Genomic DNA, 26,995 nt, shown 5'->3' with positions numbered 1-26,995 from the left:
GGTCAGGCCAGGCGGCCGGACTCCAGACGCACGGAACGGTCGATGAGGTCGGGTGGCACGTCGATGTGCGAGATGAGCACGACCGCGTGATCCGGACGGACCGCCCCGAGCAGGTCGCGCAGCAGGGCGTCGGATGCGGCGGGGTCGACGCCGGCGGTCGGCTCGTCCAGCACGAGCACGGGGAAACCGCGCAGCAGGGCGCGCGCGAGGGCGAGGCGCTGCGCCTGGCCGCCGGAGACGAGCGCGCCGCGGTCGCCCACGCGCGCGTCCAGCCCGCCGCGTTCGGCCACCCACGCCCCCAGCCCCACGCGCTCCAGGACCGCGAGGAGGTCGGCGTCGGTCGCGGTGTCGCGGGCGAACAGGAGGTTCTGGCGCACGGACTCGTCGAAGAGGTACGGCGTCTGCTCGCACAGCCCCACGGTGCGTCGGAGGTCGTCGCCGGAGAGCTCGCGCGCCTCCACGCCGCCCACGGTGTACGACCCGGCGTAGTCGAGGAAGCGCACGAGGACGTGCGCGAGGGTCGTCTTGCCCGCGCCGCTGGGGCCGGTCACGAGCACGCGCTCGCCGGCGCCGACCCGCAGCGAGACGTCGACGAGCCGGCCGGCGTCGGCGTCGGCATCCGAGCGCGCGGGCCAGTGCGCGCGGACGTCCCGCAGCACGAGGCCGTCGCCGAGGGCCGGCGCCGCACCCGTGGGCGCCGGCTCGTCGTGCGGGAGGCCCTCGGGGATGCGGTCGGGCACCGTCTCGGCGATGCGCTCGGCCGCGCCGCGCACCTGCCGCCACGACGCCAGCGCCAGGGGGACGGGGCCGAACACTTCGAACACGGCCATCGGCAGCAGCACGACCACGGCAAGGCCCGGCCCGCTCAGCGTCCCGTCGGCGACCCCGGGGGCGGCCACCACGAGCGCGAGGAGCGAGGCGAGACCGGCCAGCAGCGACACCGCGGCGGAGGTGGCGCCCTGCGCGACGCCGCGCCGGACGACCGCGCGCCGCAGGCGCTCGTCGGCGGTTCGCACGCGGGCGCGCGCGGCGTCGAGCCCACCGAAGGCCGTCAGGACGTCGAGGGAGACGAGCAGGTCGAAGACGCCGTCGGCCACGGCGGCGCGCAGGGGCGCGATCGCCCGCTCGGCGCGGGCACCGGCTGCCCAGCCCAGGCCCACGGCGAGGGCGAACGCGACGGCCAGGCACAGCAGCAGCGTGAGGGCCGCGGGCCACGACACGAACGCGACGAAGACGACGCTCGCCAGCGACACAAGCACGGCGACGGCGAGGGGCTGGACGACGCGCAGCGGCAGGTTCTGCAACTCCTCGACGTCGTCGACGAGGCTGGAGAGCATCTCCCCGCGGCGCGCGCGGCCGAGGCCGTCGGGGGAGAGGGGGACGATGTCGCGCACGAGGCCCGCGCGCACCGTGGCGAGCCGGCCGAGGGCCGCGTCGTGGCCGGCGAGGCGCTCGAGGTAGCGGAACACGCCGCGACCCAGCGCGAACGCCCGCACCGCGACGACGGCCGCCGACAGGTACAGCACGAGCGGCTGCTCGGCGGCGCGCGCGATGAGCCACGCGCTGGCTGCCAGCAGTGCGATGGCGCTCACGGCGGTGCCCACCCCGGCGAGCACCGCCGGGGCGAACCGGCGCGGCGAGGGCTGCGCGGCCCGCAGGATGCTGCGCACCCGCCCGTTCACGACCGGCCTCCGTCGGTGGTCTCGCGGGGATCGTCCGCCACGATGCCCGCGCCCGCCGCGTCCTGCGGAGCGGCAAGGGTCACGACGTCGTCGGCGATCGAGGCGGCCGAGGCGCGGTGCGACACCAGGAGCACCCCGGCGCCCTCGTCGGCGATACCGCGGATGCTGCGCCACAGCGCCGCCTCGGTGCCGGCGTCCAGGGCGCTGGAGGGCTCGTCCAGGACGAGGACGCGGGCGTCGCCCGAGCGCAGGCGGTACAGGGCACGGGCGACCGCGACGCGCTGGGCCTGGCCGCCCGACAGCCCCGACCCGCCCGCACCCAGGAGGAGGCCCGGGTCGATGTCGGCGGCCTGCGCGTCGGCGAGGCACGCGCGCACGAGCGCGGCGTCGACGTCGTCCGCTCCGAGCCCGACGTTCGCGGCGACCGTGCCGGAGACGAGGCCCGCCCGCTGTCCGGCCCATGCGATGCAGTCCCGCGCGTCGGCGCGGACCGCGTCGTCCACGAGGATCTCGCCCTCGTACGGCGTGAATCCCAGGAGCGCCGCGACGACGCTGGATTTGCCGGCGCCGCTGGCCCCGCGCAGCCACGTGACGCGGCCCGGGTCGATCGCGAGGTCCACCGGTGTCAGCATCCGCTCGCCTCGGCGCACCGCGAGCCCGCGCGTGCGGATCCGCGATCCGCCGGCAGGCCGTGCCGCGGGAGCGGGGGCGGATGCGGCGGCGTCGAGCACCCCGAAGATCTCGTCGGTCGCGGCCACGCCCTCGGAGGCGGCGTGGAACTGCACGCCCACCTGTCGCAGCGGCAGGTACGCCTCGGGCGCCAGCAGCAGCACGAACAGACCCACCAGCAGCTCCATGTCGCCCGCCAGCAGGCGGAACCCGATCGTCACGGCGACGATGGCGACGGAGATGGACGCGAGGAACTCCAGCGCGAAGCCGGAGAGGAACGACACCCGCAGCACCGCCATCGTCTCGCGCTTGTACCGGCGCGTGACCTCCTCGATCCCGTCTGCAGCGCGGCGGTCGCGACCGAAGGCCTTGAGCGTGCCGAGACCTTCGACGGTGTCGGCGAACCGGGCGGCGAGGCGGCCCAGCGTGTCGTACTGACGGCGCTGCACGGCGCGCGTGGCCAGGCCGATGAGCACCATGAAGAGGGGGATGAGCGGGATGGTCAGGATGACCGTGAGCCCGGACAGCGGATCGGCCAGTGCGATCGCGCCGATGAGGAGGGGGGTCGTGAGTGCGGTGGCGACCAGCTGCGGCAGGTACCGGCCGAAGTAGGCGTCCAGCGCCTCCAGTCCGTGCCCGGCGGTGACGGCCAGCGCGGCGGCGTTGCGGGAGCCGAGCCAGCCGGGGCCGAGGCGGCCGACCGCGTTGATGAGGGCCTGACGCAGCTGCAGCGACGCGGCCGCGCCGCCGCGCGCGCTCACCCGCTCGGAGGCCAGGACGAGGATGGCGCGCACCAGCACCAGGCCGGCCGCCGCGCCCAGCAGCGGCAGGAGCTCGGCCACCGGCGTCCCCTCGATCGCCCCCACGAGGGCGGAGGTGAGCGTCCACGCGAAGCCGACGATCACTCCGGTCTGGGCCAGGACGAGAGCCGCGCTCACGGCGAGGAAACCGCGGGAGGCCCGGGCATAGGTGAGCAGCCGCGGGTCGACCGGACCACGCCGGCGCTGCGTCCCGGTGGTGGCGCTCATCCCTTCGATCCTCTCACCGCGCAGCTCGCGCACGGACCGGTCGGTCACGGGGTCAGTGCGCGAGCTGCGCGGCCTTCTCGATGCGATCGCGGGTGACGCGCTTGCGGAAGACCCAGTACGTCCACCCCTGGTAGGCCAGCACGAGCGGGAGGAAGATCAGCGCAGCCCAGCTCATGATCGTGAGGGTGTAGTCGGTGCTCGAGGCGTTCTCGATCGTGAGGCTGAAGGCCGGGTCGGTGGAGGAGGGCATCACGTTGGGGAAGAGTGCGAACCAGAGCATCAGCACGGCGGTCAGGATGGTGGCCGCGCCGAACCCGAACGCCCATCCCTCGCGGTCGCGCAGGTTCGCGAGGACCGAGGAGATCAGCAGGACCGCGGCGACCGCACCGAGGGCGAGCACGGGGAGGGAGAAGTGCGCGAACACCGTCCACGCCACGAACACCGCCGCCACGGCGACCGCGAGCACCCCCGCCTTGGTGGCCAGGCGGCGGGCGTCGGCGTGGACCTTGCCGTCGGTCTTCAGCGCGACGAAGTACACGCCGTGCACGAAGAACAGCAGGAGCGTGGTGAGCCCGCCCAGCAGGCCGTAGGGGTTGAGCAGCGTCAGGACCGTTCCGGTGAATTCGAAGTCGGCGTCGATGGGCACGCCCTGGACGATGTTGGCCACGGCGACGCCCCACAGGAAGGCCGGCAGAGCCGACCCGACGATGATCATGCGGTCGAAGTTGCGCTTCCATCGCAGCGAGTCGCGCTGGTGCCGGTACTCGAACGAGACGCCGCGGGCGATGAGGGCCAGCAGGATCACCAGCAGCGGCAGGTAGAACCCGCTGAACAGCGTCGCGTACCACTCGGGGAACGCGGCGAACAGGCACGCACCGGCGACGATGACCCACGTCTCGTTGAGGTCCCACACGGGGCCGATCGTGTTGATGATCTGGCGGCGGGAGATGTCGTCCTTGCCCAGGAAGGGCAGCGACATGCCCACGCCGAAGTCGAATCCGTCGAGGACGAAGTACCCGACGAACAGGAACCCGACGATCCAGAACCAGAGGTAGGCGAGGTCCATGATGAGCTCCTAGTAGACGGTCGTCGGGGTGTTCTCGACGGAGTCGGGCTCCGCCGGCGCATCCGGATCGGGGAGCGGATCGGGCCCCTTCTGCGCGTACTTGATGATCAGGCCCAGCTCCACCACGGCGAGGGTGGCGTAGATCGCGGTGAACGCGACCAGAGAGATCAGCACGTTCCATCCGGGGACGCTGGGGGAGACGCCGTCCTCGGTCAGCATGAGACCGAACACGATCCAGGGCTGGCGTCCCATCTCGGTGAACACCCAGCCGACGAGGCTGCCCAGCAGCGGAAGCGGTGCCGACCACACGAGCACGCGCCACATCCACGGCTTCATCTGGAACGTCGACTTCTTGCGCGTGAACCACAGGCCCGCGACCGACAGCAGCGCGGAGATGCCGCCCAGTCCCATCATCCAGCGGAACGACCAGTACGTGACCCAGATGATGGGCGTGTAGTCGCCGGGGCCGAACTGCTCGTTGTACAGCGCCTGGAGGTCGTTGATGCCCTCGACGCAGCCGTCGAGCGTGTGCGTGGACAGCAGCGACAGCAGGTACGGCACGCGCAGCGACCAGATCTCCTCCGACCCGTCGGGCGTTCCGATGGAGAAGAGCGAGAAGGATGCATCCGCCCCGCACGCGGTGTCGTACATCGCCTCGGCAGCGGCCATCTTCATCGGCTGCGTCGCGGTCATCACGAGGCCCAGCTGGTCGCCGGAGATGGCGACGCCCACGAACGAGATGACCATGAACCACATGCCGAAGCGCAGCGACGTGCGCATGGTCTCGACGTTCTGGTGGCGCATGAGGTGCCACGCCGACACGGCGATGAGGACGGCGGCGGCGAACATCCACGCCGAGGTGATCGTATGCGGGAACGCGGCGAGGGCGACGGGATTGGTCAGCAGCGCCCAGAAGTCCACGAGCTCGGCCCGCGACCCGTCGGCGGCCATCTCGTAGCCGACCGGATTCTGCATGAAGGCGTTGGCGGCGAGGATGAAGTAGGCCGACAGGGTGGCCCCGATGGCGGCCATCCAGATGCTCGCCAGGTGCGCGAGCCGGGGGAGCTTGTCCCACCCGAAGATCCACAGACCGATGAACGTGGCCTCGAGGAAGAAGGCCAGCAGGCCCTCGAACGCGAGGGGGGCGCCGAAGACGTCACCGACGAAGCGCGAATAGGACGACCAGTTCATGCCGAACTGGAACTCCTGCACGATGCCGGTGACCACGCCCATGGCGAAGTTGATCAGGAAGATCTTGCCGAAGAAGCGCGTCAGGTGCAGCCACTTCACGTCGCCGGTGCGATACCACACCGTCTGGAAGATCGCCGTGACCAGGGCCAGGCCGAGGGTGAGCGGCACGAAGAGGTAGTGGTAGAGCGTCGTGAGCCCGAACTGCCATCGGGCGAGAAGTAGCGGGTCGAGCAGCTCCACGGGATCCTCCGATTTTCCGGCCGCACGTGTGGTCGGACCACACGCTAACATGCGTTCGTCCGCACCTGGCGGCCAGTCTCTCGCCATCGAACAACCGCTCACCAGTGCCGCGGGCCGGGAATAACCCGTAGCCTCGGACCATGGGCGAAACGGCGGCCGCGGGGTGAGTGCGACACCCGTCATCCTGCGCATGCGCGGGGCCGCGCCGGAGGGGGCGGCCGGGGCGCTCGCCGACACGCACGGCCGCATCCATCGCGACCTGCGCATCTCCCTCACCGACCGCTGCTCCCTGCGGTGCACCTACTGCATGCCCGAGCAGGGCAACGAGTGGCTCGCCAAGACGAGCATCCTCACCGTGGACGAGATCGTCGAGGTCGCCACGGTCGCCGCCTCCCTCGGTGTGAGCACCTTCCGCCTCACCGGAGGCGAGCCCCTCCTGCGCACCGACATCGTCGATGTGGTGCGCCGGATCGCGGCGATCCGCGGCGCCGACGGACCGGTCGAGGTCGCGATGACCACGAACGGCATCCGCCTCCCCGAGCTGCTGCCCGACCTCGTCGACGCAGGCCTCGCGCGGCTGAACATCAGCATCGACACGGTGCGCCGGGATCGCTTCGCCGCTCTCACACGCCGCGACCGGCTGGACGACGTCCTCGCCGGCATCGCGGCGGCCGCCGCATCCCCTCTCCGGCCCCTCAAGCTCAACGCCGTCGCGATGCGCGGGGTCAACGACGACGAGCTCGTCGACCTCGTCCAGTACGCCGTGGACGTGGGCGCCCAGATGCGCTTCATCGAGCAGATGCCGCTGGATGCCGGTCACACGTGGGATCGCACCACGATGGTCACGCGGGAGGAGATCCTCGCGGCGCTCGCCGAACGGTGGGAGCTGACGGCCGTGCCCGGCCGTGGCGGCGCGCCGGCCGAGACGTGGCTGCTGGACGGCGGGCCGCACCGCGTCGGGGTGATCGCGTCGGTCACGGCGCCCTTCTGCGGCGCGTGCGACCGGCTGCGCCTGACCGCCGACGGCCAGCTGCGCAACTGCCTCTTCTCGATCGCGGAGTACGACCTGCTGCCGGTCCTGCGCGCGGACTCCACTGCGTCACGGGCGGAAGGCATCGCCGAGCGCCTCCGGGCATGCGTGCACGGCAAGCTGCCCGGTCACGCGATCAACGACCCCGCATTCCTGCAGCCCCCGCGCGGAATGAACGCGATCGGTGGCTGATCCGGGTCACTCCAGGACGGCCAGCTGCACGACGCAGTCGGCGGGCCGCTCGGACGGCCGGATGCGCTGGGCGCGGAGCGGTCCGCACGCCGATGTGAGCACGCCGTCCATGAGTCCCAGGTGCACCGTGCACCGTACGTCGCGCCCGCCGGCGGCGGCCTGAGGGCAGGGGGAGAGGTCGATCGTGAGCGCCTGCTCGTCCACGACGGGGGTGAATCCCGCGCCCTCCAGGTCGTCCACCAGCGCGTCCAGCTGGTGCACCGCCTCCTCGGCCAACGTGGAGGTGGCCGGCCACAACCGGCGGAAGAGATCCCCTCGGACGGCGGCCTCCCGCGCCTTGCGCTGGGCCACCGGGCTGGAGGCCGCATCCTCGCCGGTCGCGGTGTAGAGCACGCGGGGCCGGCCGCGGGTCGTGCGGTGCTCCGTGGCGGCCACGACGTACCCGCCGTCCATGAGGCGCTGCAGGTGTTCGCGGACGGTGTTGGCATGCAGCCCCGTCGCCTCGCACAGCTCGCTCACGGTGCGCTCGGGCCGCTCCAGCAGGAGGTGGAGGATGCGCACGCGCGAGTCGCTGGAGATCGCGCTGTAACCGGCGTTGCCCATCCCGCCATTATCCGCTGTCGCCGCCTTCGTATACTCGGTAGGCACATACTCGATATTCAAGGGGGTCGCATGTCGGTGCGCCGCGGACTGCTGGCGATCCTCGATCAGGACGCGTGTTACGGGTATCAGCTGCGCGCGGAGTACGCCCGCCGCACCGGCGCGGTGCTCAACGTCGGTCAGATCTACACGACGCTGGACCGGCTCGAGCGCGACGGGCTCGTCGAGCGCCGCGGCACCGACGAAGCGGGGCACACCTACTGGGGGATCACCGAGGCCGGACGCGCAGAGACCGACCGCTGGTTCACCGAGGCCGAGACCCCCAGCGGGCGCGACGAGCAGGCGCTGAAGGTCGCCCTCGCCGCGACCCTGCCGGGCGTGGATGCTGCGGCGGTCGTGGCCGCCGAACGCCGCGCGGCGCAGGCGCGGCTGTCGGCGATCGACGCGGACGTCGACGGGCTCGAGGTCGCCGCCGCCATCCTGCGGGAAGCGGAGCGGTCGCGCGTCGTGGCGGAGATCGCGTGGCTGGACGCCGTCACGCCCCTCGTGTCCGCGCCCGGGTCGGGGCGCACGTTCGGGCTGTCCTCCGACCGGCCGCGGCGCGGCCGCCCCGTGCGCGGCGCGACTCAGGCGGGGTAGTTCGCCCCGGCCAGGAGGGTCGCCAGATGCGCGGCGTTCGCCGCGACCGTCGCCGTCGTGCCGGCAGTGCTCTCGGGGGTCGTCTCCAGCTCGCGATAGTCGGTCGATCCCATCGCCTCGCCGTTCCAGTACGTCACGCCCTGGGCAGGGATGGTGTACCCGACGTCGTTGAGGGCCTGGAAGAGGTCTGCGGTGATCTTGTGCGCGCCGTCCTCATTGCCCACGACGGCGACGACGGCGACCTTGCCGAAGAGGATCGGGCGGCCCTGGTCGTCGGTCTCGCTGAGCTCGGCGTCCAGGCGCTCCAGGACGCGGGCAGCGATCGAGGAGTGGTGCCCCATCCACGTGGGGGTTCCCAGCACGAGGATGTCGGCGGCGAGCACCTTCTCCCGCAGCGCCGGCCACTGGTCGCCCGCACCCATGTCCTTCTCCACGCCCGGCCGGACGTCGTAGTCGACGACCCGGGCGAGCTCGCTCTCCACGCCGGCGTCGCCGAGGGCGGCGAGCACCTCCCGGAGGAGCTTCTCCGTGCTGGAGGGAGCGGGAGCGGGCTTGAGGGTGCAGTTGAGCGCGAGAGCGCGGACCATGGGATCCCCTTCCTGGCTGGATGCTGCGACGCTACGGGGTCGGCTGCCTGGCGACCGGGGGATTGACACGGCGGCGGGATCTCTCGCCGCCGAGACAGTTAGCCTGCGGGGCCCGACTCGTCAAGCCCCGCGCGGGTTTTCTTTTCCGGGCGCACTCTAGACAGAGCGAGAGGAGCACGGTCATGGTCATGGAGGCGCGTCACGTCGAATCTACGGCGCTGGCGGCCCCGCAGCCGTGGACGCGGGTCGACCTCGACCTCTACGAGATCGCGTGGGACGACGTCGTGGCCGGTTACGTCGAGGTCGTCGGCCACGTGTACGTGGCGCTGTCCGGCCCTCGCTACGACCGTGCGGTGGAGGTGCGGCAGGCCCTCAGCTTCTCGGACGCCGTCGACGCGCTGCGCCATCCCGCATCCTGACGTCACGAAGGCCCCGACGCACCCTCGGGGTGACAGAGCGTGCGTTACGGTCGGATCATGACTTCCTCCGACCGCGACGACGAGGTGGATCTTCTGATCGACGCGTGGTCGCGGCGCCTGCCGGAGGTCGACCTCACCCCCCTCGACGTCATGTCCCGGCTGCGGCGCGCGTCGCACCGCCTCAATCGCCTGCGCGCGGCGGCGTTCGCCGGCGCGGGACTGTCGGCCTGGGAGTTCGACGTGCTGGCGGCGCTGCGGCGCGCCGAGGAGCCGCACGAGATGAATCCCGCGCAGCTGATCGAGGCGACGATGATCGGCTCCGCGGCGATGACGAACCGCCTGGAGAAGCTCACCGCACGCGGGCTCATCGAGCGGCGTCCCAACGAGCTCGACCGCCGCAGCATCCTCGTCCGCCTGACTCCCGAAGGCGCGCGGCGCGTGGATGCGGCGATGACCGAGCTCGTGCGCCGCGAGGCGGAGGCGCTGCGAGGCCTCGACCGGGCCGATCAGGCTGCGCTCGCTCGCATCCTGAGAAGCCTCGTCGATCCGGCCTGACCCGCCTCAGCCCTCCAGGCCCAGCGGCACGCGGGTGACCGGCTCGATCCCGGTCACCGTGATCCACCCCTCGGCCAGGAGCGCCGCGTCGCTGCCGGGTTCGGGGGTGTTGGGCAGATCCTCCACGGCGAGGCGGATGTGGTGCTCGTCGCTCTCGGACAGGGTCGTCTGCACGATGCCGAAGGGAGCGAGGTGCGCTTCCACCAGTCCGCGGGCCTCGCGGCTGTTCGGCGCGTTGAGGTTCGCCACGGTTCCCCGCGGGCGGGCGAGCAGCTCGGGGACGAAGCCCACGGCCGCCTCGGCGGCGGTGGACCAGTGGTACTCCTCCGGGTGGATGCCGACATCCAGCGACACCGCCAGCGCGCGCGCGCCGTGCAGGCCCCCGGTGAGGGCGGCGCCGACCGTGCCGGAGTGGAGGATGGCGCGCCCCACGTTGGCGCCGTGGTTGACGCCGGAGAGCACGACCTCGGCCGGGTCGCCGAACGCACCGCGCGCCGCGATGAGGGCGATGAGCCCGGGTCCGCCGTGCACCGCGTACGTCGCGACGCCCTCGAGTCCGTCCAGTTCGCGCCGTTCGATCGCGATGCGTCCGTCGTCCTCCTCGGCCATGATCGACGCACTGGATCCGCTGGACTGCTGCGCGGGTGCGGCGACGAACACGTCGTGGCCCGCTGCCGCCGCGGCGCGCGCGAGCACCGAGAGCCCCGGCGCGTGGATGCCGTCGTCGATCGTGATCAGTACGCGGGTCATGCGGGATCCTTCTCGTCGGTGTCGGTCGGGGGTTCGGCGAGGGCGGCCAGGCCGTCGGGGCTGACGCGGCCCGCGGTGGGCGTGTCCGAGGGCGCACCGCGGGGGATCTCTCCGACGGTCACCGCCTCCCGCAGCCGCTCGATCGCGCCGCCCTCGCCGGTGCCCAGCCCGTGATGCGTGGCGTTGAGCGCGCCGGCGGCCGCCCCCAGGGTCAGGGCGTCGCGGAGACCCTCCCCTCGTGCCAGGCCCGCGACGACGCCGGCGGTGAGCGAGTCGCCCGCCCCGCGGGAGTCTGCGGCCACGACATCCGGTGAGGCCACCTGGAGCGCGCCGTCGTCATCGAGGAAGAGCAGCGGGTCGCTCGCGCGGGTCACGATGACCGCACCGGCGCCCCGCGAGCGCAGCTCGTGCATGGCGGGAAGCAATCGCTCGACGGATGCGTCTTCCGCGAGCCCGTCGTCGATGACCTCCTCGTGGCTGACCTTGAGCACATCCACGCCACCCTCCAACGCGGCGGCGAGACGCTCCCCGGCCAGATCCACCACGACACGCGCTCCGGCCTGGCGAAGGTCGGATGCCAGGCGCCGGTAGAGATCGGCGGGAAGCGTGCCCTCGCCGGCGGGGCCGCTGAGCACCACCAGCCCCGCCTCGAGGCCGTCCCGCAGCGTGAGGCTGTACAGCTCGTCCAGGTCGTGCCGGTTGAGGGGATCACCCTCCTGCTCGGCGATCTCCTCGCGCTCGCCGCCACGACGGTCGTGGACGTAGGCCGCGCCGCGACCGGCCCGTTCGACGGCGGACACGGTCACGCCCTCGTGCGCGATGCGGTCGCGCAGCACGGAGCCGATCTCGCCGGTCAGGGCGCAGCACACCGTCACGTCGATGCCCAGACTGCGCAGCATCCGCGCCTGCCACACTCCCTGCCCGCCGGCGTGGATGTGGATCTCGTCGCTGCCCTCGACCTGCTCGACCGTGACGGTGAGGAGGGGGGAGGGGGCGAAGATGGTCACGTCGCTCATATCCTCGACGGTAGGACGAGGCGGCGGGCAGGCAGAGGGACTTGCGCGCGAGCGATGCGGGGGTTCTGGCGGACCGGGCGAAGGGGCGGGCCTGATGCAGGGGGAGCACGAGGACGAACTGCGGACGCTGCGCGCCCGCGCGTACGGGCCGTCGCCGGACATCCACACCGATGCGGTCGCCGTCGCCCGCCTGGCAGAGCTCGAAGCCACCGCGCGCGAGCGCGACGCGAGCCCGCCGGCACGCGCCGCCGCAGACGTGGAGGCGGCACCGGGGACGGAGGCGGTGGCCGCGCCGGGGACGGAGCTCTTCCCCGAAGCCGCCGCATCCGCGCCTCCGGCGTCTCCGCCGGCGCGACGCGCCCGGCCGCGCTGGGCGCCGGTGCTGTGGCCGGTCTCGGTGGTCGCGGCACTGTCGGCGGGTGCCGCCGCGACCTCGGTGGCGATGCCACTGGTCTCCCGTGACGCCGGTGCCGGCGCGAGCCAGGTCACGACCCTGCAGCCGGATCCGGGATTCGAGTGGCCCGTGGGCCTCTTCGGCCCGCCGAGCGACGATGCCCAGGGCTTCGCGGACTTCCTCGGGGTGACCGCGATCGCCTCGTCACGGGGCGCTTACCAGCCCGGCGGCGACGGCGCGTGCCTGCTGCTGATCCCGACCGAGGATCTGGCGAAGCAGCCCGAGACCGGATTCACGTGGGTGCACTCGGGGTGCGGTGCGGGGCCCTTCCCCGCCACCGTCGCCTTCACGGTGGAGCGGCAGATGCCCGCGATCCTGCGCGACCGTTTCCCCGTCGGTACGGCGATGCAGTTCGTCCTCGACGGCGAACGGGTGGGGGTCTTGGTCGAAGCCGCGGAGTGAGAGGGTGGAGTGTGCCCCCGACTCTGCTCGACCTCGTCCCCCGCGGCGCCGACGACGACGCCGTGTACGCCGGGTTCGTGGAGTGGGCCGGTGGGCGCGGCCTGACGCTGTACCCGGCTCAGGACGAGGCGGTCATCGAGCTGGTCTCCGGCGCGAACGTCATCCTGTCCACCCCCACCGGCACCGGCAAGTCCCTCGTCGCCGTCGCCGCGCACGCGGCGAGTCTCGCCCGGGGCGGGCGCACGTGGTACACCGCGCCCATCAAGGCGCTCGTCAGCGAGAAGTTCTTCGCCCTCGCCGAGATCTTCGGTGCGGAGAACGTCGGGATGGTCACCGGCGACTCCTCGGTCAACCCCGACGCCCCGATCATCTGCTGCACCGCCGAGATCCTCGCCAACCTCGCCCTCCGGCAGGGGCCGGATGCCGCCGTCGACCAGGTCGTGATGGACGAGTTCCACTACTACGGCGACGCCGACCGCGGCTGGGCGTGGCAGGTGCCCCTACTGCTCCTGCCCCGCGCGCAGTTCCTGCTGATGTCGGCGACCCTCGGCGACGTCACCGCCATCGCCGACGACCTTCAACGGCGCACCGGCCGCCCCACGGCGCGCGTCACCGGCGTCGAGCGCCCCGTGCCGCTGCACTTCTCCTACGCCCGCACGCCCGCGCACGAGACGGTGCAGGAGCTCCTGGACACGCGCCAGGCGCCGGTGTACATCGTGCACTTCTCGCAGGCGGCGGCCATGGAGCAGGCGCAGGCCCTCTCCAGCATCCGGGTCATCTCACGCGAGCAGCGCGACGAGATCGCCGAGGCGATCGGAGGGTTCCGCTTCACGACCGGGTTCGGCCGCACGCTGTCGCGCCTCGTGCGGTCGGGCATCGGCGTGCATCACGCCGGGATGCTGCCCCGCTACCGGCGGCTGGTCGAGACGCTCGCCCAGCGCGGCCTGCTCCGCGTCATCTGCGGCACCGACACCCTCGGGGTCGGCATCAACGTCCCCATCCGCACCGTCCTGCTGACGGCCCTGTCCAAATACGACGGGCAGCGGATGCGGCATCTGTCCGCGCGCGAATTCCACCAGATCGCCGGTCGGGCCGGGCGCGCGGGATTCGATACCGCCGGCACGGTCGTGGTCCTGGCTCCCGAGCACGAGATCGACAACGCCACGGCGGTCGCCAAGGCCAGGGACGACCCGAAGAAGCTGCGCAAGATCGTCCGCAAGAAGCCGCCGCAGGGGTTCGTGAACTGGAGCGAATCCACGTTCGAGCGCCTCGTCGGCGCCGAACCCGAGCCGCTGCAGCCGCATCTGCAGATCACCGCGGCCATCCTGATCAACGTCATCGCCCGCGGCGGCGACGTGTTCGGCAACGTCCGCTCCCTTGTCTTCGACAACCACGAGCCCCGTGCCCGGCAGCTCGAGCTCGCCCGGCGCGCGCTGGCGATCTTCCGCACGCTTCGGGCCGCCGACGTGGTGGAGGTGGCCGACGGGAGGATCCGCCTCACCGTCGACCTGCAGCCCAACTTCGCCCTCAACCAGCCGCTGTCGCCGTTCGCGCTCGCCGCCATCGAGCTGCTCGATCCCGACGACGCGCAGGGTGCGGCGGGCACCGGCCACTACGCGCTCGACGTCGTCAGCGTGATCGAGGCGACGCTCGATGACCCCCGCCCGGTGCTGTCGCAGCAGGAGTACCTCGCCCGCGGGGAGGCGGTCGCCGCGATGAAGCGCGAGGGACTGGACTACGACCAGCGCATGGACGCCCTCGAGGAGATCACCTACCCTCGGCCCCTGGCCGAGCTGCTCGCCCAGTCGTACGAGGTGTTCGCGTCCAGCCAGCCGTGGATCCGCGACTTCGCGCTGTCCCCGAAGTCGGTCGTGCGCGACATGTTCGAGCGCGCGCTGTCGTTCGGGGAGTTCGTCTCGGTGTACTCCCTGGCCCGCAGCGAGGGGCTGGTGCTGCGCTACCTCAGCGACGCGTACCGAGCCATCCGCCAGACGGTCCCCGTCGAAGCGCAGACGCCCGACCTGACCGACCTCATCGAATGGCTCGGGGAGCTGGTCCGGCAGGTGGACTCGAGTCTCGTGGACGAGTGGGCGGCGCTCATCGCCCCGCCCGATGACCCGGACGCGCCGATCGTGCCACCGGCACCACCGTCGGTCCTGACCAACCGCCGCGCCTTCAGCGTGCTCGTGCGCAACGAGATGTTCCGCCGCATCCAGCTCGCCGCCCTGCAGCGCGACGACGAGCTCACCGAGCTCGACCCCGACGCCGACTGGTCGGAGGCGCTGGATGCGTACTACGCCGAGCACGACGAGATCCTCACCGGCGGGCCCGCGCGGTCGGCGGCGCTCGTGACGGTGGACGAGTCCGGCGCCGCCGAGGGCGTGTGGCGCGTCGAGCAGACCATCGACGACCCCGCCGGCGACCACGATTGGCGCATCCGCGCCGTCGTCGACCTGCCGGCGTCCGAGGAGTCGGGGACGGCCGTCGTCCACGTCACCGAGGTGGTCCGCCTCTGAGCGGCGCGGCGCTTAGGCTCGGAGGGTGGACACCGCACTCGCCATCCTGCTGCTGGTCAATGCCGCCTTCAACGCGCTGGTCTGGCCGCGGTTCTACGGGCGCGTGGCGAAGGACCCCCGGGCGCGGGATGCCGCGGGCAAGCCCACGCGATTCCTGATCGTGCACGCCGTGCTCATCGCCCTCGCCCTCGTCCTGGCGCTGGTGTCGGCGATCGTGGGCGTCATCGCGCTGGTGGACTGACCGCCGCGGGCGTCGCGCCCGTGTGCTCGGCGGGACTGAAGACGACGATCACGTGCAGGTCGTCCGCGATCTCGACGAAGCGATGCTCCTCCCCGGCCGGGACGAACAGCACGGCCCCCGGCACCGCTGCGGCGCTCCCGCCCGGCGTCTCCAGACGCGCGCTCCCGGCCAGGACGATGTACACCTCGTCCTCGGTGTGGGGCTGCTGGGGATCGGCGGTCCCGGCGGGGATGACGTAGGAGCCGACGCTCATCGACGGCGCGCGCAGCAGTTCGTCGTAGACCGCGGCGCTCACCGTCGCGGCCGGGGGATACCACGATCGCATGACGTTCCTTCCGGCGGCGGTATCGCCATCGTGCCCGTCTCACGCGGCGGCAGCCACGTCCACCTGGGAGGAGGTGGCCTGCACGGGAGTCGCGGCGGTGCTGCTCCCGCGGCGCCGCCGCATCCGTCCCGGTGCCCTCAGGGGTGCCTAGACTCGCGGCAGGAGCCCGACCGGCTCCGCGCGAGCGTCGGAGGAGCACGATATGCAGCTGGCCATGGTGGGACTGGGACGGATGGGCGCGAACATCGTGCGCCGCCTGATGCGGGACGGGCACGAGTGCATCGTGTACGACGTCAATCCGGATGCGGTGGCGACCCTCGAGGGGGAGGGCGCCGTGGGCGCGGGCGACTTCGCCGATCTCGCGACGAAGATGACCACGCCGCGCACGGTCTGGCTCATGATCCCGGCGGGGCTGACCGGAGGGGTCGTGGAGGAGGTCGCCGCGGTCCTGGAACCGGGCGACATCATCATCGACGGCGGCAACTCCAACTATCGCGACGACGTCCGCCGTGCCGCGGCTCTGAGGGATCGCGGCATCCACTACGTCGACGTCGGCACCAGCGGCGGGGTGTTCGGCCTCGAGCGCGGGTTCTGCCTCATGGTCGGCGGTCCGGACGAGGCCTTCGCCCACATCGAGCCCGTGCTGCAGACCATCTCGCCCGGCACCGGCGACCTGCCGCGGACGCCCGGGCGGACGGGAGAGATCGCTCCCGAGGAGCAGGGCTACCTGCACTGCGGTCCGTCGGGGGCCGGTCACTTCGTGAAGATGGTCCACAACGGCATCGAGTACGGCGTGATGGCCGCCATCGCGGAGGGGCTCAACATCCTCCACAACGCCGACGCCGGCCTGCGTGACACCACGCACTCCGCGGAGATCGCCCCGCTGGAGGAGCCGGAGTACTACCAGTTCGACATCGACACGCCCAAGGTCACCGAGCTGTGGCGCCGGGGCTCGGTGATCTCCTCGTGGCTGCTGGATCTGGCCGCGGCCGCGCTGCAGGACAATCCGACGCTCGAGGGCCTCGCCGGCCGGGTGTCGGACTCGGGTGAGGGACGCTGGACGGTCAAGGCGGCAGTGGACGTGGGTGTGCCGGCGCCCGTGCTGGCGGCGTCGCTGTTCGAGCGGTTCGCCTCGCGCGGGGAGGACCACTTCGCCAACCAGGTGCTCTCGGCCATGCGCATGCAGTTCGGCGGCCACCAGGAGCTGCCCGCCGGCGATGTGCTCGAAGCGGGCGGGGCGAAAGCCGACAGCTCCGGCTCGTGACGGCCGCCGCGGCCGGGTCCCGGTGACGGATGCGGTCACCGGCCGTAGGCTGAGGGGCATCCCACCGACGGCAGGGGGAGGGCAGCATGGTCCGCGTACGCGTGGCAGGGGTCGCGCTGGATTCCGCCCAGCAGCACGTCATCCTGCTCAAGCCCCTGGGCCCCTCGGCCCTGACGGGCACCATCCTCCCGGTGTGGATCGGAGCCCAGGAGGCCACCGCGATCCTCGTCGCCGTGGAGGGCGTGGTGCCGCCGCGCCCGCTCGCCCACGACCTCATGGTGCGACTGGTCGACGCGCTGGAGGGCACGGTCGAACGCGTCGAGGTGACCCGTGTGGACGGCGGCACCTTCTACGCGGAGGTGTCGCTCGCGACACCGCACGGGCTCCGCGTGATCGACGCGCGGCCCTCCGACGCCATCGCCCTGGCCTCACGCACGGACGCGCCGATCTGGGTCGCCGATCCGGTCTTCGCCGAGGCGGGTGTCCCTGAAGCGGTGACCGACCTCCCCGACCAGGTCGACGAGGAGGAAGAGGTGGATGAACTCCGCCGGTTCCTCGACGAGGTCGACCCCGACGACTTCGGCAGCTGAAGGACGGGCGCCGCCGCACTCGGTCGTCCTGGACGCGACGCGGAATCGGCGCGACGACGAGGCGCCCCGCACGCGTGTGCGGGGCGCCTCGTGCACGGGGCGGCGTCGCGGCTCAGTCGACGATGCCCGCTTCGCGCAGGTCGATCAGCTCGCCCTGCGGCTGCCAGCTGGTCCCGTCGAACTGCGTGAGCTGCACCTCGAAGATCAGGCGCCCGCCGAAGCCGGCGTCCAGGGTCATGCCGTCCTGCAGGTACGGGTTGGGGGTCTCCGCCAGCGAGTCCCATGCCTCCAGCAGGCCGTCGGCCGTCATCTCCGGCGCCGACTTCAGGGCTTCGACCAGCGCCGCGCCCAGGCCGTAGCCGTTGAACGCCAGCGCCTGGCGGATGTCGCTCTCGTAGCCGTGCTCGGTCATGGCCGCGACGAACGCCTGCGTCGCCTCGTCCTCGTCGTTCTTCGGGTCTGCCGGGTCCTTGCCCCAGTGGAACGCGTAGGCGTCGCGCACGGCCTCGGCCCCTGCCGGGTCGACCACGGTGACGAAGTCCGCCATGTTGCCGGCCAGCAGGAGCGTCGGCTCGTACCCGATCTCGTGCATGTACGCGGTGACGGCGCCGATCGTGGGTGCGCCGATGTTGATGATGACCGTGTCGACGCCTGCCGCCTGGAACTGGCTGACCTGCGCGCTGAGGTCGGCAGTGCCGGGCGGAACCGTCGCGACCTGTGCCGGAGTGACGCCGCCGGCTTCCAGGCCGGCGATGTGGCTCTCGCTCAGGTCGTTGTTGAAGCCGATGAACCCCACGACCGCGTCGGGTGCGTTCTCGGTCAGCCACTGCGCGTGCAGCTCGCCCTCCCAGGCGACGTCGGGCCAGAAGGCGCGCGTGTACGGGAAGTTCTCTACGTCGCTGAGCGGGGTCTGCCCGGCCAGCGCGATCTGGGCGACCTTCTTGTCGTTGAGGTACGGGCGGCCGGGGACGGCGATGCCGCCGAAGTTGACCACCGCGATGGCGCCGTCCTTCTCGACGAAGCTGCGCTGGTTGTCTGCCAGGCGGGCCGGGTCGTAGCCGTCGTCGGCGGTGACCAGCTCGATCTGCCGGCCGTCGATGCCGCCGTCGGCGTTGGTGGCTTCGATGTAGGCCTGGAAGCCGTGCAGGCCCGCGGCCGCGGCGGCCAGCGGTCCGCTCTGCGGCCAGCTGGCGCCGATGACGATGGGGCTGTCGTCGGCTTCGCCCTCGGCGGGCTCGGTCGCGGCCTGCCGGCCGGTGCACCCCCCGAGCAGCATTGCGAGGGCGGTCGCCGCGGTGACGGCGATGAGGGCGGGGCGAGTTCGGCGTGACATCTTCATCAGCGATTCGCTTCCTTTCGTGTGAGTGCGGGTGGTGATTCGGGTTTCGGTTCCGGGTGCGCGGAGGCGGGGGACTCGGTCGCAGGCGCTCGCCGGACGGCGAGCCCGCGCGCACGCCGTGCCAGCGACGAGCTCCAGCCGGCGAGACCGCCCGGCGCGAAGATGAGGCACACCGCCAGCAGCACCGCGAAGATGAGCTGCGCGAACTGGCCGGAGGCCTGACCGGGCAGGATGTCGCTGGAGAAATCGGGCAGGTAGACGACGATGCCGGCGCCGACGATCGCGCCGATCCAGGACCGGTTGCCGCCGACGGTGGTGGCCATGAGCAGGATCAGCGAGAACGTCAGGAGATAGCTGTCGGGGGTCGCCACCGTCAGGACGAGCACGAGGATCCCCCCGCCGAATCCGGCCACGGCGGCGCTGATGACGAATGCGATGAGCTTCAGCTGGGGAACGCGCACGCCGTTGGCCATCGCGAGGATCCGGTTCGTGCGCACGGCCGCGTAGGCGCGGCCGAACCGCCCGGTGGTGAGGTTGCGCAGGAGCCCCAGGGTGCCGGCCAGCGCCAGCAGGGCGAAGAGGAAGCCGAGCTGGGCGGAGGTGAGGCCGGCCGTCGCCGTGAAGGGAGAGGTCGGCAGCGCGAGCCCGACCGTGCCGCCGGTGACGTCGCTGAACCTGCTCATCAGCAGGGGGAAGACGGCGGCGATCGCGATCGTGAACAGACCGAGGTTGAGACCGCCGAGCTTGAGGGCAGGGATCCCGATGACGACGCCCACGAGCAGCCCGACTCCGACGCTGCTGACGAGCGCGAGCGGCCACGGCGTGTCCAGGTTCAGCATCATCAGCATGGTCGTGTACCCGCCGATGCCGAAGATCGCGCCGTGACCGACGCTGATCTGCCCGGAGAAGCCGACGAGGAGGTTGAGCCCGGCGACGCCGAGGGCGATGGCGAGCACCCGGGTGGCGTTGAAGAGGTCGTAGTCGCTCACCAGGAAGGGGATGCACACGCCGACGAGCAGGAGGGCGAGGGTGCCCAGCCCGCGGGGCGTGCGGAACCACGGCCGCTCGGCGGGGTAGGGGACGGGAGGGGTCACGCGCGCACCATCCGTTCTCTTCCGAAGAGCCCGCCGGGCTTGATCAGAAGGACGATCACGATCAGGACGAACGCCACGACGATGTTGAGGTCGCCGCCGAGGAACGGGATGTAGCGGCCGGCGAACGCGGTGACCACCCCGATCAGCAGGCCGCCCACGACCGCCCCGACGCGGCTGGTGAGGCCGCCGAGCGTCGCGGCGGACAGCGCCATGAGCAGGGGGAAGTTCATCATCTGCGGCGACAGCCCCAGAGTCGGAGCGGCCACCACTCCGGCGACGGCGCCGACGGCACCGGCGACGGCCCACCCGAGCGCCAGCCACACCGGTGCGGACAGTCCGAGCAGCGCAGCGGAGGGGGCGTTCTGCGCGACGGCGCGCAGGCGCAGTCCGATGGGCGTCTTCTGGAACAGCAGTGCGGTCAGGGCCATCGCCACGATCACCAGGAGCGCGCCGCCGGCCTGCTGGTATGTCAGCCGCAGCCCGGCGAACTGGATGATGCCCGACCCGAAGGGGCTCGGGAAGCTGCGCGGGTCGGTGCCCCAGATGATGCTCGCCAGAGCGCTGATACCGAGGAGGAGCGCGACGCCCATCGCCATCAGGACGCCCTCGTTGCGGGTGTCGACCCAGCGGACGACGACGACGTGCAGGAGAGCTCCGATCACCGCGGATGCGGCGACGGCGATGAGGATCGCCAGCCACGGCGGGATCCCGCCCAGCAGCACCGTGTACGCGATGAAGGCCGCGACGACGGCCAGCTCGCCCTGGGCGAAGTTCAGCATCCCGGTGCCCTGGAACACCACACTGAGGGCGAGCGCCAGGGCGGCGTAGACCGTTCCGGTCGTGAGGCCGTCGAGCAGGATCTGGAAGAACTCAGTCATCGAGTGCTCCTTCAGACGGGGAGGTCGCCGCCGGGGAGTGAGCGTCGCCGAGATAGGCGGCGCGCAGGGAGTCGTGATCCTGCAGCTCGGCGGCCGGTCCCTCCAGCGCCACGCTGCCGCGGGAGAGCACGATCGCCCGGTCGGCGATCCGCAGGGACAGCCGGGCATTCTGCTCGGCGAGCAGGATGGTCAGCGACCATGCGTCGCGCAGCGACTGGAAACGGTTGAACAGCTCCAGCGTCGTCAGCGGGGCAAGCCCCAGCGACGGTTCGTCCACCAGGAGCAGGCGGGGCCGCGCAAGAAGGGCTCGCGCGACGGCGAGCATCTGGGCCTGGCCGCCGGAGAGCGCGCCGGCCTGACGCGATCGCATCTCGTGCAGGACGGGGAAGGTCTCGGAGATCAGGTCCAGGTCGGCCGCCGTGCGCGCACGCAGATTGCGCGGGCGGGCCAGAGCGCCCAGGCGCAGGTTCTCCTCGACGGTGAGCTCGGTGAATGTGCCGCGACCTTCAGGGACATGACCCAGGCCGAGGCGCGCGACCCGGGCGGTGGACAGCCCGTCGATGCGGGTCCCGGCGAGCGTGATCGCGCCGGAGGACGCGACCTGACGCGACAGGGCGCGCAGCAGCGTCGTCTTCCCCGCACCGTTCGCACCGAGGAGCGCCACGATCTCGCCTTCCTCGATCGCGAGGTCCACACCGTGGAGCACCTGCACGCCGCCGTAGCGGGCGCGCAGGTTCTCGGCGATGAGCATGGTCATGGCAGCTCCCCGTCGGCGGGTGCGTCGGCACCCAGGTAGGCGGCGATCACGAGCGGATCGGCCGAGACGGTCGCGGGGTCTCCGGATGCCAGCAGTCGCCCGGCATCGAGCACCGCGACGAACCGGGCGACGCGCATGACCAGCCCCACGTCGTGCTCGACGAGCAGGCTCGTCATGTCGGAGGCGGCGCCGAACTCGGCGATGAATCCGAGCAGCTCGTCGGCCTCGTCGGCGCTGAGGCCGGCGGCCGGTTCGTCCAGCAGCAGAAGCTGCGGACGCGACAGGAGTGCGCGGGCGATCTCGACGCGTCGACGATCCGCGTGGGCCAGGCTGCTCACGGGCGCCAGGGCCAGCGGCTGGAGCCCGAGCGGGCCCATGAGCTCCCACGCGTCCAGCCGCACGGCACGCTCCTCGCGGCTCGCCCGGCCGATCCGCAGGGCGGCCGCCCACATCCCCGCCCGCATCCCGCCGTGCGCACCCAGCAGCACGTTCTCGAAGACATTGAGGTCGGGCAGGAGCGTGGGCGTCTGGAACGTGCGGGCGATGCCGGCGATCGCGCGCGCCTGCGCCGGCATGTCGCTCATCGGGCGTCCGGCCAGCGCGATCTCACCCTCGTGGCGGTAGATGCCGCTGATGCAGTTGAAGAGGGTCGTCTTGCCCGCTCCGTTGGGGCCGATCACCGCGCTCGTCCCCCCGCGCGGGATGGCGAAGCTCACGGCGTCCAGCGCGCGGACGCCGCGGAATCCGATCCCGACGTCGCTGATCGTCAGCGCGGGAGCGAGGGCCGTTCTGTCGTGCGTGCGCACGGTCGCGTCGCTGTCCAGGGTCATCATCCTTGATGTCGTCGGGTGGGTGAGGGGGTGCCTCGTCGCCATCGTATGAGCGCCCTGCGATATGCGTCAGAGTGATTTAGCTATACCGGTCATCGATGCTGTTGATGTCAATCGGGTCAGAGGTGTCCGGTTGTGAGCCACCCGACTGGCGGGAGGCGGAGCAGGTTCACGCGGCGCGGAAGACCGGGACCCGTCGCTCGGGCTGTTCGACGTAGCGCCGGCCGAGGGGTGAGATCCACTCGATCGCACCGCCGGCGAGCTGTCGCACCACCCACCCGCCGTGATGCTTGACGGTGTGGTGGCCCTGGCACAGCGGGGCGAGGTTGGAAAGCTCTGTTCGTCCGCCGTCTTCCCACGCGACCTGATGATCGATCTGACATCGGGCGGCAGGCATGGCGCACCCCGGACCCATACATCGATCGGCTCGCCAGCGGACCAGGCGCCGAAGCGGGGCGGGGGGTCGGTACTTCTTGCGGCCCACCGAGAGGACCGTCCCGGTCTCGGGGTGGGTCAGGATCCGCATCCAGCTGTCGGCGGTGCCGCACAGCTCCCGTGCCTGCTCGATGGGGATGGGACCGACCCCCTCCACGACGGCCGGCTCGCTCTGCCCGGCCAGTTCGTCACTGAGGAGCGCCATCGCCGGAACGGTGACGGCGACTGTCGCGCGGATCCCACGGGCGGCGGTGGGATGCTGCCGGACGACCCCGTCGACGAGCAGGTCGGCGACGGCATCGGCGCGGAGCTGGTCGAGCGTGCGCGTCTCACCCTCTTCTGCCGCCAGCACCTTGGCCATGGCGGTGACACGGTTGTGCACGGCGTGGGCTTCCACAGCCGGCAGGTGAACGAGGAGCCACGCCATGCCATCGGCGGCCGGCTCGATAACGACTCGGCGCTGCGCGATCGCGTCGCGGTGGCGTTGCTCGAGCGTCGCCGCCCGGACCGTCTCCACGAGCTTGCGCAGCAGGCGGCGAAAGGCGCCGAGCGGGCGCGCCTCGGCCAGCTCGACCGCGAGCGGAATCACCTGCGGGCGGAGCGCCGGCTCGACGGTGTCGACGAGTTCGACGAACACCTCTGCGTGCCGCTCGGTCGTTCGCGCCCCGTGCAGCGAGTCAAGCATCGAGGGGTAGCGGGTGACGAGCCCCTCGGCGGTGATCAGGAGCTGGTCTGCGGCATGCTCGGTCATCTGGAGCGCCGCCGCAAGCTCCAGACGCAGCGAGCGCTCGATGATCTCCGGGCTGGCGCCGCGGAACGTGGTCACCTCGGTGAGCGCTGTTCGATGCATCGCCTCGACCCGTTCGAACCGCTGCGCGGCGAACACCGCCATCATCGTCGATGTCTCCGTCACGAGATCCAGCGGATCCAGCACGCCGGCCAGCTCGGGGTTGTCCTCCCAGAGAGCCTCGAGCCCCGCGTCGGCGTCGTCCGCCGAGTGGGTTGCATCTGTGCTCATGGGAAGAGGTTAGAACGTACCTCCGACCTTCCCACCTGCACGACCACCTTGCCCACCGTGTGCCCTGCGTCGATGTGGGCCAGCGCGGCACGGGCCTGCGTCTGCGGCCACACGCGTTCGATGTGCGGCGTGATGTCGCCCGCGGCGGCCAGGCGCGCGAGCTCCGCGGTGATCTCCGGCTTCGCCGTCGCTGCCAGCGGCCGCACGCGCCGCGATCCGAACATCGACAGCACCATGGCGCGCAGGATCACCCCCAGCGGGCCGGTCACGGGGCGGCTGCCGCCACTGACGAGCACCACGGTGCCGCCGGGGACGACGAGGCGGCGCAGATGGCGCAGGGGATGATCGCCGGCGATCACGACGACGGCGTCGAAGGATGCCGCCGCGAGCTGCGACAGGTCGGTGCGCCGGTGCTCGAGCCCGGTCGTGGCCCCGAGCGCCGTGACCACCGGAAGGGCGCGAGGTCCCGCCAGCGCAGTGACCTCGGCTCCGCGGAGCGCCGCCAGCTGAACGGTGAAGTGGCCCACCCCGCCGCCGGCGCCCACGACCAGCACGCGCGCGCCTCGGGCAGCATCGCCGTCGATCCCGGCGAGCGCGAGGGCCTGCCAGGCCGTGCCGCCGGCCATCGGCAGCGTGGCCGCGACGAGGTCGTCGAGACCCTCAGGGCGGCGCACGAGTCGAGCGGCGGGCACGGCGACGAAGGGGGCGAGACCGCCGCCGGTGGTCTCGCCGACCACCGCGTCCCCCACGTGCAGCGTCGTGACGGCGGCGCCTGCCCCGACGACGGTGCCGGCGATGTCGCGGCCCTGCACCGCGGTGCGGGGGCGGCGCAACCCGAAGACCAGGCGCAGGATCAGCGGGTCGCCGCGCATCACGCGGGCGTCGGCGGAGTTGAGCCCGGTCGCATGGACGCGCACGAGCACGTCATGGGGCCCTGGCGACGGGACCGACATGTCTTCGGGGGCGACGGCATCGGCGTCGCCGTAGCGGTGCTGCGCCCACGCGGTCATGGTGGTGGGAACGGCCGTGGCGTGCGTGGTCATGAGGTCTCCTCCTCGGGGTAGCGGAACACCGCGTCGAGGGGGGTCCCGAACACGCGGGCGATCTGGAAGGCCAGCTCCAGGGTGGGTGAGTACCTGCCCTGCTCGATGGCGATGAGCGTCTGCCGCGTGACGCCGATGCGGCGCGCGAGCTCGGCCTGGGTGAGGCCCGCGGCTTCGCGCAGGGCCCGGATGTCGTTGACCACCTTCGTGGGCTTGACCATCAGGCCAGTCCTCGGCGGTAGGCGATGACCTGGGCGATGCCGCCGACGAGAGCCGACAGGGCGAATCCGAAGAACATGGTGTTCGCGATCCAGAACCAGGATGCCTCGAGGGCGCACAGCGCGATCACGCCGAGCCCCGCGATGACCATGAAGGCCTGGCCGACCCGGGAGCCGAGGTGCGCGATGTCGCGGTCGCGCAGGTCGGCCACGCCCACCCCGTCAGGGTCGCGGGCACCGGCGATCATGCCCCACACGATGCTGAGGAGGATCGAGCCGACGATGCTGCCGAGGATCGTCCACAGCATGATCGGCCACCAGAGCACGTCAGTCAGTGGTCCACCGCCGGCCGCTTGTAGGACCACGATGATGTACACCGTCATGGCCACGAGTGTGGCGATCAGCTGCGACCACGTGTTGCGTTCCTGGTAGACCACGGCATCCCCCTCAGAGTGTCAAGAATCTTTGACACTCTGAAGTATGGGATGCCTCAGCATCCATGTCAAGAATTTTTTACACGCGGCTGGTTTCGCGCGTGCTCTCCCCTGTCGGCTTCCAGCCCAACGAGGGGGCGACGTACTTCGCGAACGACTCGGCGACGCGGAGGTTGAACTCCACGCCCAGCTGGCTGGGGATCGTGAGCATGAGGGTGTCGGCGGCGGCGATCGCCGCATCCTGCTGCAGCTGCTCGATGAGCACGTCGGGAGCGGCGGCGTAGGTCTTGCCGAAGGTCGCCTGGAAGCCGTCGATCATGCCGATGCCGCCCTCCTCGCCCGCGCGACCGAAGTGCAGCGCGTCCTCCGCCGTCGTGATGGGGAAGATCGACCGGCTGACCGAGACGCGGGGCGTGCCGGGGTGCCCCGCCTCCCGCCACGCGGAGCGGAAGGCGTCGATCTGATCGGCCTGCAGCAGATCGAACTCGCGTCCATCGGCCTCGGTCAGGAGGGTCGAGGACATCAGGTTGACGCCTCTCCGTCCCGCCCACGCGGCGGTGTCGCGGTTTCCGGCGCCCCACCACACGCGCGAGCGCAGGCCGGGGGAGTGCGGTTCCACCCGTTGCCGTCCCACGCCACCTCCGAACGGGCTGGACGGGTCGCGGTCGGCCAGACCTTCGCCCTCGATGGCGCGGAGGAACAGATCGAAATGCTCTCGCGCCAGGTCGGCGCCGCGGGGATCCTGCGCGCCGGTGTAACCGAACGCCTCGTACCCGCGGACGACCGTCTCCGGTGAACCACGGCTGACCCCCAGGGCCAGGCGGCCGTCGCTGAGCAGGTCCACCGCCGCGGCTTCCTCGGCGAGGTAGAGCGGGTTCTCGTACCTCATGTCGATGACGCCCGTACCGACCTCGATGCGCCGCGTGCGCGCGGCGATGGCCGCCAGCAGCGGCATCGGTGAGGCCTGTTGGCGGGCGAAGTGATGCACGCGGAAGTAGGTGCCGTTGACACCCAGCTCGTCCATGCCCTGCGCCAGGTCGACCGCCTGGTGGAGCATGTCGGCGGCGGTCAGCTCCCGTCCGCGCCCGAGGGGCCCGTAGTGGCCGAAGGAGAGGGTGCCGAATCGCTGCATGCTCCCGTCAACGGCCCTGCGGGCACTCGTATTCCCGTGAATGGATGCGGCCGGGGGCCGCCGGCGTCACTGGGCGGCCGTGGGGTCGTCGTGCTCGTCGTCGGTGCCGTCCACGTCGGCTGCGTGCTCGGCGATGGCCGCGTCATCCGCCTGGGCCGGCGCCTGCTGGGCGAGATCGGCCCGGTCGCGGTTGGGGTAGCCGGAGTCGGTGCGGAGGTCGGGCTCGGGGTTCTGCGGGGCGGCGGGGTCGGACATGCCGTTTCCTTTCGTCGGGTCTTCCATCGCACCGCACCGCCCGCCGGGCCAGTACGCCCTTGACACGACGTGCGCCGCTCCCTATTCGTCTGGTGAGAAAATCGAA

At 71.8% G+C, this 26,995-nt stretch carries 29 protein-coding genes; 9 read left to right on the top strand and 20 right to left on the bottom strand.

What is annotated here, in order from left to right:
* Positions 1-2 precede the first annotated feature (2 nt).
* Genes cydC through E4V99_RS18185 form a run of 4 tightly spaced genes read right to left on the bottom strand, consistent with a single transcriptional unit; the run spans position 3 to position 5,876 of the window.
* Positions 3-1,682 carry a thiol reductant ABC exporter subunit CydC gene (cydC, locus tag E4V99_RS18200; protein WP_135118141.1) on the bottom strand — a complete coding sequence of 560 codons (1,680 nt, stop codon included), beginning with the start codon at positions 1,680-1,682 and terminating at the stop codon, positions 3-5.
* Positions 1,679-3,379: a thiol reductant ABC exporter subunit CydD gene (gene cydD / locus E4V99_RS18195; RefSeq protein WP_135068416.1), complete on the bottom strand. Its 1,701-nt coding sequence runs from the start codon at positions 3,377-3,379 to the stop codon at positions 1,679-1,681. Before cydD ends, cydC begins: the two co-directional genes overlap by 4 nt.
* 52 nt (positions 3,380-3,431) lie before the next feature.
* Entirely contained in the window at positions 3,432-4,445 is a 1,014-nt protein-coding gene (gene cydB, locus E4V99_RS18190) for a cytochrome d ubiquinol oxidase subunit II (RefSeq protein WP_135068414.1), read from the bottom strand.
* A 9-nt stretch (positions 4,446-4,454) separates the two neighbouring features.
* The gene (locus E4V99_RS18185) at positions 4,455-5,876 is read right to left on the bottom strand and encodes a cytochrome ubiquinol oxidase subunit I (protein ID WP_135118140.1); all 1,422 of its coding nucleotides are present in this window, start codon (positions 5,874-5,876) and stop codon (positions 4,455-4,457) included.
* A gap of 190 nt (positions 5,877-6,066) precedes the next feature.
* On the opposite strand from E4V99_RS18185, the gene moaA reads away from it, so the two are divergent.
* Complete coding sequence (gene moaA, locus E4V99_RS18180) at positions 6,067-7,098, top strand: GTP 3',8-cyclase MoaA (RefSeq protein ID WP_135118159.1); 1,032 nt, start codon at positions 6,067-6,069, stop codon at positions 7,096-7,098.
* A gap of 6 nt (positions 7,099-7,104) precedes the next feature.
* Here moaA and E4V99_RS18175 read toward each other — a convergent pair whose 3' ends face one another.
* Positions 7,105-7,701, bottom strand: coding sequence for an ArsR family transcriptional regulator (locus E4V99_RS18175; protein WP_135118139.1), 597 nt, complete (start codon positions 7,699-7,701; stop codon positions 7,105-7,107).
* A 69-nt stretch (positions 7,702-7,770) separates the two neighbouring features.
* Between E4V99_RS18175 and E4V99_RS18170 the strand changes: the two genes are divergently transcribed.
* The gene (locus E4V99_RS18170) at positions 7,771-8,337 is read left to right on the top strand and encodes a helix-turn-helix transcriptional regulator (protein ID WP_135068408.1); all 567 of its coding nucleotides are present in this window, start codon (positions 7,771-7,773) and stop codon (positions 8,335-8,337) included.
* On the opposite strand, the gene E4V99_RS18165 is transcribed toward E4V99_RS18170, so the two are convergent.
* Positions 8,325-8,924 (bottom strand): NAD(P)H-dependent oxidoreductase, encoded by a 600-nt coding sequence (locus tag E4V99_RS18165; RefSeq protein WP_135118138.1) that lies wholly within the window; start codon positions 8,922-8,924, stop codon positions 8,325-8,327. The two genes, E4V99_RS18170 and E4V99_RS18165, sit on opposite strands and share 13 nt — an antisense overlap.
* A gap of 182 nt (positions 8,925-9,106) precedes the next feature.
* Here E4V99_RS18165 and E4V99_RS18160 point away from each other — a divergent pair, with 182 nt between their 5' ends.
* Together E4V99_RS18160 and E4V99_RS18155 are read left to right on the top strand one after the other, a co-directional pair.
* On the top strand, positions 9,107-9,343 hold the full coding sequence (locus tag E4V99_RS18160; RefSeq protein WP_135068404.1) for a hypothetical protein: 237 nt from the start codon (positions 9,107-9,109) through the stop codon (positions 9,341-9,343).
* A 57-nt stretch (positions 9,344-9,400) separates the two neighbouring features.
* The gene (locus E4V99_RS18155) at positions 9,401-9,898 is read left to right on the top strand and encodes a MarR family transcriptional regulator (protein WP_135068402.1); all 498 of its coding nucleotides are present in this window, start codon (positions 9,401-9,403) and stop codon (positions 9,896-9,898) included.
* 6 nt (positions 9,899-9,904) lie between these two features.
* Here E4V99_RS18155 and E4V99_RS18150 read toward each other — a convergent pair whose 3' ends face one another.
* A complete protein-coding gene (locus E4V99_RS18150; RefSeq protein WP_135118137.1) occupies positions 9,905-10,648 on the bottom strand; it encodes a 5'/3'-nucleotidase SurE in 744 nt (247 codons plus the stop codon).
* The gene (locus tag E4V99_RS18145) at positions 10,645-11,664 is read right to left on the bottom strand and encodes a PfkB family carbohydrate kinase (protein WP_135118136.1); all 1,020 of its coding nucleotides are present in this window, start codon (positions 11,662-11,664) and stop codon (positions 10,645-10,647) included. Before E4V99_RS18145 ends, E4V99_RS18150 begins: the two co-directional genes overlap by 4 nt.
* 94 nt (positions 11,665-11,758) lie before the next feature.
* On the opposite strand from E4V99_RS18145, the gene E4V99_RS18140 reads away from it, so the two are divergent.
* From E4V99_RS18140 to E4V99_RS18130, 3 genes are read left to right on the top strand one after another with little or no spacing between them, the layout of a single operon-like run.
* A complete protein-coding gene (locus E4V99_RS18140; protein ID WP_135118135.1) occupies positions 11,759-12,520 on the top strand; it encodes a hypothetical protein in 762 nt (253 codons plus the stop codon).
* 11 nt (positions 12,521-12,531) lie between these two features.
* A complete protein-coding gene (locus tag E4V99_RS18135) occupies positions 12,532-15,036 on the top strand; it encodes a DEAD/DEAH box helicase (protein WP_135118134.1) in 2,505 nt (834 codons plus the stop codon).
* A 25-nt stretch (positions 15,037-15,061) separates the two neighbouring features.
* The gene (locus tag E4V99_RS18130; RefSeq protein ID WP_135118133.1) at positions 15,062-15,277 is read left to right on the top strand and encodes a hypothetical protein; all 216 of its coding nucleotides are present in this window, start codon (positions 15,062-15,064) and stop codon (positions 15,275-15,277) included.
* On the opposite strand, the gene E4V99_RS18125 is transcribed toward E4V99_RS18130, so the two are convergent.
* Positions 15,258-15,602, bottom strand: coding sequence for a cupin domain-containing protein (locus E4V99_RS18125; protein ID WP_135118132.1), 345 nt, complete (start codon positions 15,600-15,602; stop codon positions 15,258-15,260). The genes E4V99_RS18130 and E4V99_RS18125 overlap by 20 nt on opposite strands.
* A 202-nt stretch (positions 15,603-15,804) precedes the next feature.
* On the opposite strand from E4V99_RS18125, the gene gnd reads away from it, so the two are divergent.
* Positions 15,805-16,866 carry a phosphogluconate dehydrogenase (NAD(+)-dependent, decarboxylating) gene (gnd, locus tag E4V99_RS18120; RefSeq protein ID WP_135118131.1) on the top strand — a complete coding sequence of 354 codons (1,062 nt, stop codon included), beginning with the start codon at positions 15,805-15,807 and terminating at the stop codon, positions 16,864-16,866.
* A gap of 86 nt (positions 16,867-16,952) precedes the next feature.
* Positions 16,953-17,456, top strand: a complete 504-nt coding sequence (locus tag E4V99_RS18115) for a bifunctional nuclease family protein (protein ID WP_135118130.1) — start codon at positions 16,953-16,955, stop codon at positions 17,454-17,456.
* 112 nt (positions 17,457-17,568) lie between these two features.
* Here E4V99_RS18115 and E4V99_RS18110 read toward each other — a convergent pair whose 3' ends face one another.
* The 11 genes from E4V99_RS18110 to E4V99_RS18060 all read right to left on the bottom strand — a co-directional run bounded on the left by E4V99_RS18110 (position 17,569) and on the right by E4V99_RS18060 (position 26,889).
* Entirely contained in the window at positions 17,569-18,795 is a 1,227-nt protein-coding gene (locus E4V99_RS18110; RefSeq protein ID WP_135118129.1) for an ABC transporter substrate-binding protein, read from the bottom strand.
* Entirely contained in the window at positions 18,795-19,889 is a 1,095-nt protein-coding gene (locus tag E4V99_RS18105; RefSeq protein WP_135118128.1) for a branched-chain amino acid ABC transporter permease, read from the bottom strand. The genes E4V99_RS18110 and E4V99_RS18105 overlap by 1 nt, the downstream gene beginning before the upstream one ends.
* Positions 19,886-20,767: a branched-chain amino acid ABC transporter permease gene (locus tag E4V99_RS18100; RefSeq protein ID WP_135068380.1), complete on the bottom strand. Its 882-nt coding sequence runs from the start codon at positions 20,765-20,767 to the stop codon at positions 19,886-19,888. Before E4V99_RS18100 ends, E4V99_RS18105 begins: the two co-directional genes overlap by 4 nt.
* Positions 20,760-21,524 (bottom strand): ABC transporter ATP-binding protein, encoded by a 765-nt coding sequence (locus E4V99_RS18095; protein WP_135118127.1) that lies wholly within the window; start codon positions 21,522-21,524, stop codon positions 20,760-20,762. The genes E4V99_RS18100 and E4V99_RS18095 overlap by 8 nt, the downstream gene beginning before the upstream one ends.
* Positions 21,521-22,354 (bottom strand): ATP-binding cassette domain-containing protein, encoded by an 834-nt coding sequence (locus E4V99_RS18090; protein WP_167758155.1) that lies wholly within the window; start codon positions 22,352-22,354, stop codon positions 21,521-21,523. Before E4V99_RS18090 ends, E4V99_RS18095 begins: the two co-directional genes overlap by 4 nt.
* A 169-nt stretch (positions 22,355-22,523) precedes the next feature.
* Positions 22,524-23,807: an HNH endonuclease signature motif containing protein gene (locus tag E4V99_RS18085; RefSeq protein WP_135118125.1), complete on the bottom strand. Its 1,284-nt coding sequence runs from the start codon at positions 23,805-23,807 to the stop codon at positions 22,524-22,526.
* Positions 23,804-24,850 (bottom strand): NAD(P)-dependent alcohol dehydrogenase, encoded by a 1,047-nt coding sequence (locus E4V99_RS18080; protein WP_135118124.1) that lies wholly within the window; start codon positions 24,848-24,850, stop codon positions 23,804-23,806. The genes E4V99_RS18085 and E4V99_RS18080 overlap by 4 nt, the downstream gene beginning before the upstream one ends.
* Entirely contained in the window at positions 24,847-25,071 is a 225-nt protein-coding gene (locus E4V99_RS18075) for a helix-turn-helix transcriptional regulator (protein ID WP_135068370.1), read from the bottom strand. Before E4V99_RS18075 ends, E4V99_RS18080 begins: the two co-directional genes overlap by 4 nt.
* Positions 25,071-25,505 carry a hypothetical protein gene (locus E4V99_RS18070; protein WP_135118123.1) on the bottom strand — a complete coding sequence of 145 codons (435 nt, stop codon included), beginning with the start codon at positions 25,503-25,505 and terminating at the stop codon, positions 25,071-25,073. Before E4V99_RS18070 ends, E4V99_RS18075 begins: the two co-directional genes overlap by 1 nt.
* 76 nt (positions 25,506-25,581) lie before the next feature.
* Entirely contained in the window at positions 25,582-26,634 is a 1,053-nt protein-coding gene (locus tag E4V99_RS18065) for an LLM class flavin-dependent oxidoreductase (protein ID WP_135118122.1), read from the bottom strand.
* A gap of 66 nt (positions 26,635-26,700) precedes the next feature.
* Entirely contained in the window at positions 26,701-26,889 is a 189-nt protein-coding gene (locus E4V99_RS18060) for a hypothetical protein (protein WP_135068364.1), read from the bottom strand.
* Positions 26,890-26,995: the final 106 nt, after the last annotated feature.

Source organism: Microbacterium sp. dk485 (genome assembly GCF_004570445.1).
GTDB classification, from domain to species: Bacteria; Actinomycetota; Actinomycetes; order Actinomycetales; family Microbacteriaceae; genus Microbacterium; species Microbacterium wangchenii.
The sequence above is the reverse complement of the archived record's forward strand: the minus strand, read 5'-3'. Positions and strand labels throughout refer to the sequence as shown.

What these genes read in the sequence shown, in the direction of transcription:
- cydD (WP_135068416.1), bottom strand. Translation starts at nt 3,379, where the DNA reads ATGAGCGCCACCACCGGGACGCAGCGCCGGCGTGGTCCGGTCGACCCG.
- cydB (WP_135068414.1), bottom strand. Translation starts at nt 4,445, where the DNA reads ATGGACCTCGCCTACCTCTGGTTCTGGATCGTCGGGTTCCTGTTCGTC.
- moaA (WP_135118159.1), top strand. Translation starts at nt 6,067, where the DNA reads ATGCGCGGGGCCGCGCCGGAGGGGGCGGCCGGGGCGCTCGCCGACACG.
- E4V99_RS18175 (WP_135118139.1), bottom strand. Translation starts at nt 7,701, where the DNA reads ATGGGCAACGCCGGTTACAGCGCGATCTCCAGCGACTCGCGCGTGCGC.
- E4V99_RS18170 (WP_135068408.1), top strand. Translation starts at nt 7,771, where the DNA reads ATGTCGGTGCGCCGCGGACTGCTGGCGATCCTCGATCAGGACGCGTGT.
- E4V99_RS18165 (WP_135118138.1), bottom strand. Translation starts at nt 8,924, where the DNA reads ATGGTCCGCGCTCTCGCGCTCAACTGCACCCTCAAGCCCGCTCCCGCT.
- E4V99_RS18160 (WP_135068404.1), top strand. Translation starts at nt 9,107, where the DNA reads ATGGTCATGGAGGCGCGTCACGTCGAATCTACGGCGCTGGCGGCCCCG.
- E4V99_RS18155 (WP_135068402.1), top strand. Translation starts at nt 9,401, where the DNA reads ATGACTTCCTCCGACCGCGACGACGAGGTGGATCTTCTGATCGACGCG.
- E4V99_RS18150 (WP_135118137.1), bottom strand. Translation starts at nt 10,648, where the DNA reads ATGACCCGCGTACTGATCACGATCGACGACGGCATCCACGCGCCGGGG.
- E4V99_RS18145 (WP_135118136.1), bottom strand. Translation starts at nt 11,664, where the DNA reads ATGAGCGACGTGACCATCTTCGCCCCCTCCCCCCTCCTCACCGTCACG.
- E4V99_RS18140 (WP_135118135.1), top strand. Translation starts at nt 11,759, where the DNA reads ATGCAGGGGGAGCACGAGGACGAACTGCGGACGCTGCGCGCCCGCGCG.
- E4V99_RS18125 (WP_135118132.1), bottom strand. Translation starts at nt 15,602, where the DNA reads ATGCGATCGTGGTATCCCCCGGCCGCGACGGTGAGCGCCGCGGTCTAC.
- gnd (WP_135118131.1), top strand. Translation starts at nt 15,805, where the DNA reads ATGCAGCTGGCCATGGTGGGACTGGGACGGATGGGCGCGAACATCGTG.
- E4V99_RS18115 (WP_135118130.1), top strand. Translation starts at nt 16,953, where the DNA reads ATGGTCCGCGTACGCGTGGCAGGGGTCGCGCTGGATTCCGCCCAGCAG.
- E4V99_RS18110 (WP_135118129.1), bottom strand. Translation starts at nt 18,795, where the DNA reads ATGAAGATGTCACGCCGAACTCGCCCCGCCCTCATCGCCGTCACCGCG.
- E4V99_RS18100 (WP_135068380.1), bottom strand. Translation starts at nt 20,767, where the DNA reads ATGACTGAGTTCTTCCAGATCCTGCTCGACGGCCTCACGACCGGAACG.
- E4V99_RS18095 (WP_135118127.1), bottom strand. Translation starts at nt 21,524, where the DNA reads ATGACCATGCTCATCGCCGAGAACCTGCGCGCCCGCTACGGCGGCGTG.
- E4V99_RS18090 (WP_167758155.1), bottom strand. Translation starts at nt 22,354, where the DNA reads ATGACCCTGGACAGCGACGCGACCGTGCGCACGCACGACAGAACGGCC.
- E4V99_RS18085 (WP_135118125.1), bottom strand. Translation starts at nt 23,807, where the DNA reads ATGAGCACAGATGCAACCCACTCGGCGGACGACGCCGACGCGGGGCTC.
- E4V99_RS18080 (WP_135118124.1), bottom strand. Translation starts at nt 24,850, where the DNA reads ATGACCACGCACGCCACGGCCGTTCCCACCACCATGACCGCGTGGGCG.
- E4V99_RS18075 (WP_135068370.1), bottom strand. Translation starts at nt 25,071, where the DNA reads ATGGTCAAGCCCACGAAGGTGGTCAACGACATCCGGGCCCTGCGCGAA.
- E4V99_RS18065 (WP_135118122.1), bottom strand. Translation starts at nt 26,634, where the DNA reads ATGCAGCGATTCGGCACCCTCTCCTTCGGCCACTACGGGCCCCTCGGG.
- E4V99_RS18060 (WP_135068364.1), bottom strand. Translation starts at nt 26,889, where the DNA reads ATGTCCGACCCCGCCGCCCCGCAGAACCCCGAGCCCGACCTCCGCACC.